3 protein-coding genes and 1 pseudogene are annotated in these 7,362 nt (G+C 67.8%); 3 read left to right on the forward strand and 1 reads right to left on the reverse strand.

Going from position 1 to position 7,362, the window contains the following annotated elements:
• Nucleotides 1-109: 109 nt before the first annotated feature.
• Nucleotides 110-5,083, forward strand: a pseudogene (locus GO592_RS12790) (amino acid adenylation domain-containing protein); the annotation flags it as partial.
• 94 nt (nucleotides 5,084-5,177) lie between these two features.
• Nucleotides 5,178-5,864 (forward strand): thioesterase domain-containing protein, encoded by a 687-nt coding sequence (locus tag GO592_RS12795; RefSeq protein WP_237720333.1) that lies wholly within the window; start codon nucleotides 5,178-5,180, stop codon nucleotides 5,862-5,864.
• A gap of 528 nt (nucleotides 5,865-6,392) precedes the next feature.
• Here the strand turns inward: GO592_RS12795 and GO592_RS12800 are convergent.
• Nucleotides 6,393-6,731 (reverse strand): RNA polymerase-binding protein RbpA, encoded by a 339-nt coding sequence (locus GO592_RS12800; RefSeq protein ID WP_005255751.1) that lies wholly within the window; start codon nucleotides 6,729-6,731, stop codon nucleotides 6,393-6,395.
• Between the two features lie 172 nt (nucleotides 6,732-6,903).
• On the opposite strand from GO592_RS12800, the gene GO592_RS12805 reads away from it, so the two are divergent.
• Nucleotides 6,904-7,236 carry a hypothetical protein gene (locus GO592_RS12805; protein WP_005246337.1) on the forward strand — a complete coding sequence of 111 codons (333 nt, stop codon included), beginning with the start codon at nucleotides 6,904-6,906 and terminating at the stop codon, nucleotides 7,234-7,236.
• The last annotated feature ends 126 nt before the right edge of the window (nucleotides 7,237-7,362 follow it).

Genomic DNA, 7,362 nt, shown 5'->3' on the forward strand with positions numbered 1-7,362 from the left:
AGCGGGAAAGAGGACGAACAAGGTGGTCGAAGCTGTGCCGAGTGGTGACGTGACCACCGAGGGTCGCCTTCCGGACGGTGCATTTCCGCTTTCCGCCGCTCAGCAGGGCATGTGGTTCGCCCAGCAACTCGATCCCGACGTACCCGTCAACATCGCGCAGTGCGTCGAACTGGTGGGTGCCCTCGACGTACCGCTGCTATCGGAGTCGATGATCACCGCGGGCCGCGAGCTCGGCTCCGCATTCCTCCGACTCGTCGAGGTCGACGGGGTTCCCTACCAGGTGGTCGATCCGACCCTGGAAGCATCGGTCCGGTTCGTCGACCTGCAGCACGAGCCCGATCCGCGGGCCGCGGCCAAGGAGTGGATGCGGCAGGAGTACACCGCCCCGCTCGACGTGTGCCGCGATCGGCTCACGACCTCGGCGCTTCTGCGCATCGGGCCGGATCGCCACTACTGGTACAGCAGGGTCCACCACGTCGCGCTCGACGGCATGGGATCGGTGACCCTCGTCGACCGGACCGCGGAGCTCTACACCGCAGCCGTCGAGGGGTGCGGTGTAGAGCCGTCCAAGGCTGCCGAACTCACCGACGTCGCCCGGGTCGACGAGGACTACCGGACGTCGGCGCGCTGCCGGGCCGACCGGGAGTACTGGTCCGAGCGGGTGTCCACCATCGGCGAACCGCACAGCCTCGTCGACCGGAGCGCCCCCGCGCGGGCGCGGAGCCGCACGACGGGCGGCCAGATCCCCGACGCCCTTGTCGACCACCTCGAGGCTGCGACGGACCGCCACGACTCGTCGACCGCGTTCGAGGTCATCGCCGCCTTCGCCGCGTACCTTTCCCGGATGACCGGACGCGAGGACGTCGCGGTCAGCCTGCCCGTCACCGCCCGCACCACCGCGCTGCTCCGCCGCTCGGGCGGCATGGTGTCCAACGTCGTCCCGTTGCGCCTGCACGTGCGCCCGGACATGACGAACACGGATCTGGTGGCGGCGGTCCGGCTGGAGGTCACCGCGGCGCTCCGGCATCAGCGGTACCCGCACATCGACATCCGTCGCGACGCGGCCATCGATCATCAGGGTTTCTACGGCCCACTGATCAACGTCATGCTGTTCCACAACGAGATCACCCTCGGCAGCATCGTCGGCAGGCTCGAACTGCTGTCCACCGGACCGATCACCGACCTCGCGGTCAACGTCTATCACGGGGTCGCCGGCACCAGCCTCAACCTGGACCTCGAGGCCAACCCCGACCTGTACTCCGAAGACACCCTCGCCGCGCATCACGCTCGCTTCAGCCGGTTCCTCGGCGCGTTCCTCATCTCCGACACCGACGGACCACGACGGATCGGCGACCTCGACATCCTCGACGAGGACGAACGCCGCAGCCTGCTGCCGGCCACCGGGCGCGCCGGATTCGCACCCGTCACGCTGCCGGATCTACTCGCCGGCGCCGTCCTCAGCAACCCGGACGGCGATGCCCTCGTCGCACCCGGGCACGGGACGTCCGCCGCCGCGCTGAGCTACCGCGCCCTGGACGAGACGTCGAACCGGCTGGCGCGGCTACTGATCGACCTCCAGGTCGGCCCGGAGGTCGTGGTGGCGTTGGCGCTGCCGCGGTCGGTCGAGTCCGTGTCCAGTGTGTGGGCGGTCGCGAAGGCGGGGGCGGCGTTCGTTCCGGTGGATCCGGGTTATCCGTTCGAGCGGATCGCGTTCATGCTGGAGGATTGTGGGGCGCCGATCGGGATCACGACCGCCGCGTTGCGGGAGGGTCTGCCCGACGCGACCCAGTGGATCGTGCTCGACGACGCGGAGTTTGTGTCTGCCGTTGCCTCGTATCCGGCGGATGCGGTCACCGACGCCGACCGGACGGGTGTGTTGTCGGTGGATCATCCGGCGTATGTGATTTACACGTCGGGGTCGACGGGTCGGCCGAAGGGTGTGGCGGTCACGCATCGGGGTGTGGTGAATCTGGCTGCGGATGAGCGGGATCGGTTGGGGGTGGGCGCGGGTTCGCGGGTGTTGCATTTCGCGTCGCCGAGTTTCGATGCGTCGGTGTTCGAGTTGGTGATGGCGGTGTGTGCGGGGGCGACGCTGGTGGTGGCGCCGACCAGTATTTTCGGTGGCGCCGAGTTGGCGGAGTTTGTTGCCGAACATGAGGTGTCGCATGCGTTTTGCACGCCGGCGGCGTTGGCGTCGTTGGATCATCGGGGTCTGGACCGTTTGAAGACGGTGGTGGTGGCGGGTGATGTGTGTCCGCCGGAGTTGGTGTCGCGGTGGGCGCCGGGTCGGGTGATGGTCAATGCGTATGGTCCGAGTGAGACCACCATCATGTCGTCGGCGACCGGACCGATGGTGCCCGGGCAGCCGGTCACCGTCGGGTCACCGACCGTGGGTGTCGACCTCGTCGTCCTCGACCACCGGTTGCGTCCGGTCCCGGCCGGGGTGCGCGGGGAGTTGTATGTTCTCGGCTCGAGCTTGGCTCGGGGGTATGTGCGTCGGGCCGGGTTGACGGCGGGGCGGTTCGTGGCGTGTCCGTTCGGTGCGGGCGGGCGGATGTATCGCACGGGTGATGTGGTGCGGTGGGTGGTCGCCGCGGACGGCACCTGGGTTTTGGAGTTTTTGGGGCGTAGTGATTTTCAGGTGAAGATCCGGGGGTTCCGGATCGAATTGGGTGAGATCGACGCCGCGTTGGCAGCGCATCCGGTGGTGGAGTTCGCCCACACGGTCGGCTATGACGACGAGAGCGCGAGCAGTCGCCTGGTCTCGTACGTGCTGCCGGCGCCCGGTACGGAACCTGATACCCGGGTGTTGTCGGAGTTCGTCGGGGAGCGGTTGCCGGGGTACATGGTGCCGTCGGCGATCGTGGTGTTGGAGTCGTTGCCGCTGACCCCGGCGGGCAAACTCGACCGCAACGCCCTGCCCGCACCGGTATTCGGCGCACACTCGGCCGACATCGTGCGCCCGAGAACGGTCACCGAGGAGATCCTCCTCGGGATCTTCCGCGACGTCCTCGGCCTGCCCGACCTGAGCGTCGACACCAGCTTCTTCGAACTCGGCGGCAACTCGCTGATGGCCACCCAGGTCGTGTCCCGGGCGAACACCGCCCTCGGTGTGCGGATCGGGGTCCGGGACCTCTTCCAGTCGCCGTCGGTGTCGCAACTGGCGGTCGCGGTGGCGAACACGAGCCCGCAACCCGACCCGCGGCCGGTGCTCGAAGCGCGGCAACGACCCGACCGCGTGCCGCTGTCCGTCGCGCAGCAACGCATGTGGTTCCTCAACCAGTTCGACACGGCATCGCCCGCCTACAACCTGCCGATCGCGTTGAGGCTCACCGGCCCACTCGACCGCAATGCCCTGCGAGCGGCGCTCGACGACGTCCAGGAACGTCACGAAGCGCTGCGCACCGTCTTCCCCGACACCCCTGACGGACCCCACCAGCTGATCATGCCCGCCGTGAGTGTGCTGGCAGGCGACGATCCGATCGACGTCGACGCAGATTCGCTCACCGCCGCAGTGACGGCACTCGGCGGTTCCGGATTCGACCTCACCATCGACAGACCGCTGCGCGCCGGGCTGTTCCGTGAGGCACCCCACCGGCACGTTCTCGTCCTCGTGGTTCATCACATCGCCGCCGACGGCTGGTCGATGACGCCGCTGGCCGCCGACGTGATGGTCGCGTACGCGGCGCGGGCAGCCGGTCACGCACCTACCTGGGCACCGCTCCCGGTGCAGTACGCCGACTACAGCCTCTGGCAGCGGGACCTACTGGGTTCGGAAGACGACCCGAACAGCCTGTCCGCCAGGCAGATCGCCCACTGGCAGGCAGCGCTCACCGGTGTGCCGCCACTGATCGAGCTGCCCACCGACCGGACACGGCCCGCCGAGATGTCCCACCGGGGCGGGCGTGTCGAGTTCACGATCCCGGCCGACGTGCACGGGCGTCTCGTCGATCTCGCACAGAGCACCGGCACGACGCCGTTCATGGTGACGCACACCGCGCTGGCGGTGCTGCTCCGCCGTCTCGGCGCCGGATCGGACATTGTGATCGGCACACCGGTCGCGGGACGCGGCGAGGAAGCGCTCGACCACCTCGTCGGCATGTTCGTCAACACCCTCGTGCTCCGCACGACCGTCGACCCCGGCGACACCTTCGGTGACGTACTCGCCCGCACCCGCGACGCCGACCTCGCCGCGTTCCAGCACGGCGACGTCCCGTTCGAGCGCCTCGTGGAGGTGCTCAGCCCCGCCCGGTCGTCGGCACACCACCCGCTCTTCCAGGTGATGCTCACCTTCCAGAACACCGCGAACACCCGGGTGGAACTCGACGGACTCGAGGTCGAGGCAACCGAGATCGACGTCCACGTGGCGAAGTTCGACCTACAACTCACCGTCGTCGAGCAGTTCGACTCCGCCGGCGCCCCCGCCGGGCTGGCCGTGCAACTGTCCTACGCGACAGACCTGTTCGACGAGGACACTGCCGTGTCGATCGGCGAACGGTTCGGCCGGCTCCTCGACGCGGTCGTCGACAACCCGCCGGTCTCGGTCGGCGACATCGACCTGCTCGACGCGGACGAGCGGTCCGCCCTCGCGGCGGCCAATGCGACGCACCACCCCGTACCGGCGGATACCCTGGTGTCGTTGTTCGCGGCTCAGGCCGCCGCCACTCCCGACGCCGTGGCGCTGGTATTCGAGGACCGGTGGCTGACCTACGCCGAATTCGACAAGCACACCGACCGCCTCGCCCGCAACCTGATCGGAATCGGAGTGGGACCGGAGTCCGTCGTCGCGGTCGGGATGCGCCGATCACTCGATCTGCTCGTCGCCATCTACGCGATCGTGAAGGCAGGAGCCGCATACCTGCCGATCGATCCCGATCACCCCGCCGAGCGCACCGCATACGTGATCGACAGCACGCAGCCGGTGTGCGTGCTGACGCGCGCTGCCGACGACACCACCTTCAGCACCGCGGCACCGGTGGTGAACGTCGACACCCTCGACCTCCGTGACGAGGACTCGGCACCGATCTCGACCACGCTCACCGCCGACAACACGGCGTACGTGATCTTCACGTCCGGGTCGACGGGCCGGCCGAAGGGCGTCGCCGTCACCCACGGTGCGATCGTGAACCGGGCTGCAGTCGCCGGCGCTGACCGAGGACGAGCCGCACCTGAAGACGATCACCGACTTCGCGGCCCGCTATGTCCGGGAGATCCGTTCGATCCAGCCGCACGGCCCGTACCACCTGGTGGGGTGGTCGCTGGGTGGAGTCATCGCTCACGAGATGGCGGTGCAGTTGCAGGACGCCGGTGAAGAGGTGCGTCTGCTGGGGCTCCTCGACAGCTATGTCGGGATCGACCGCAGCGTGGAGAACTCCGCGACCACCGCGGATCTTCTCGGCGGAGTCGGCCTGGACCTCCCGGACGGCAGCGTGCTCGACGAACTCGCGCCGGACGGGCAGTTCGACGCCGAGCGTGCGGCGGCACTGCTGCGGGTTGTCGGAGGGCCGCTGGCGGCGCTGACCGCTTCGGAACTCGGACGGATCTACGGCAATGCGCTGCGAGCCCCCACACTGATCGACGCACACCGGCCGAGGGTGTTCGCGGGCGATCTGGTGTTCTTCACCGCCGCCCTGGACGACGGTTTCCACGTGGACCCGGTGACCTGCTGGGGACAGTTCGTGCGCGGGAGCATCGTCGAGCATCCGGTGGACGCGACGCACTGGACGATGACGACGCCGGCTGCTCTCGCCGCGATCGCACCGCACCTCGAGCATTCGCATCGTCGGCCGCGGCACGCCGCGCCCGACACCGGCAGCGACAGCGATCCCGACGACAGCGCGAACCGGCCGCACTCGGTGCGCTGACCGCATCACCGCCCGACAGACCGGAAGGTTTGGTTTGGGCGGTGATGGGGGAATACCACGAAATGTCAGTGGTTGTACAGAAGGCGGTTGACCACCCCTGAATATCGTGGACGCCCGACCGGTCGTGGTTTCGGGGTGCCGATTTCATACTCCAGGTGTGAGATTTACCCGAAGAGAAGACCAAACCCTTGACTCCGCGGTACCGAATAGTAGATTGAGAGCGGTCATGTGACCTACCTCTCAAATGGTACGGAAGCCCGAGAGGTCGGTCATACGTGGTTTCTTCGACTGCGTGTTCGGGGCGTGACGCTCGGTGCTTTGTGTGCTCGGAATGTAACGCGCCCGCGTTCAGCAGATCGGAGTACTTGGATGAGTCCTGTCGAGACGGTGACCAGCCCAGTGACCAACAGAAGCTTGTCCGTGTCGAACACCCCGTCCGCGCCGAAGCCGGGGTCGCAACTTCCCCGGACGCGGCGAACGCCGCCCCGGCAGAGCCGAGACGGCGTTCGTACGGTTCGGTTGCCTGTGTCAGGCTCCGCGGCGCTTCGCCTTCAGCAGGTCGAGGCGCTCCTTCAGCAGCTCCTCCAGTTCCTCCTTGGAACGGCGTTCGAGCAGCATGTCCCAGTGGGTACGCGGCGGCTTGACCTTCTTGGCCTCGGGCGCAGTCCCCTCGACCAGGGTTCCCTCGAGGCCGTTACGGCACAGCCACGTGCCGGGAATCTCGGCATCGTCGGCGAAGGGAATGTCGAACACCTCACCGTTGTCGCACCGGTACTTGGCCATCCGACGGGGCGCGAGGTCGTGGTCACGGTCGGTCTCGTAGCTCACCGCTCCGAGTCGACTTCCTCGAAGTACGCGATCTGCCATGGTTGTGTCCTCTCCTCGATCGTCTCCGCGCGAGTACGCCTGGACCAGAACCAAGCGTTCACACTCATCTACAACGCCACGGCCTCCCGATTGGTTCCCGCACGCCGCGCAGATGCAACCTCGGCATCTTACCGGGCGGGCCTCGAGGCGCCGCGCAGTAAGGTGGTTGACCATGACCGGCGCCTCCCGCAGACCCGATTCCTGTGTGTGGTGCGGGAGGGAAGTGGCCGAGACGGGGATGGGGCGGCGCCGCCGGTACTGCCGCCAATCCTGCCGGCAGCGCGCGTACGAGCAGCGCAACCAGGTCAAAGGCACGAGCATCCCCGCCGATGCGGTGGTGCTCACCTCGGAGGAAGCCTCCGCCATGGTCGACCGGGTTTTCCAGGTTCGATGTGCTGCCGAGGACGTGGCGACAGCCGTTGCCGAAGGTGCGGCGGCCCATGAGGTGGAGTCCCTGTGCGCCGACCTCGTGCAACTCGCGCGTGAGGCCGAACGCTTCCGCTGAGCCTCGGACAGAGGCAGGGGAGCGCAGGACGCACTCTGCTCGACCGGTCCGACCGTCGCCTGTCGATGGCGATTCCGAAACGAACATCACGAATCGACGCACACCGGGCCCACGCGTACAGCACGA

Source organism: Rhodococcus sp. 21391 (assembly GCF_016772255.1).
Lineage (GTDB): Bacteria > Actinomycetota > Actinomycetes > Mycobacteriales > Mycobacteriaceae > Rhodococcus_F > Rhodococcus_F opacus.

What these genes read in the sequence shown, in the direction of transcription:
- GO592_RS12800 (WP_005255751.1), bottom strand. Translation starts at nt 6,731, where the DNA reads ATGGCAGATCGCGTACTTCGAGGAAGTCGACTCGGAGCGGTGAGCTAC.
- GO592_RS12805 (WP_005246337.1), top strand. Translation starts at nt 6,904, where the DNA reads ATGACCGGCGCCTCCCGCAGACCCGATTCCTGTGTGTGGTGCGGGAGG.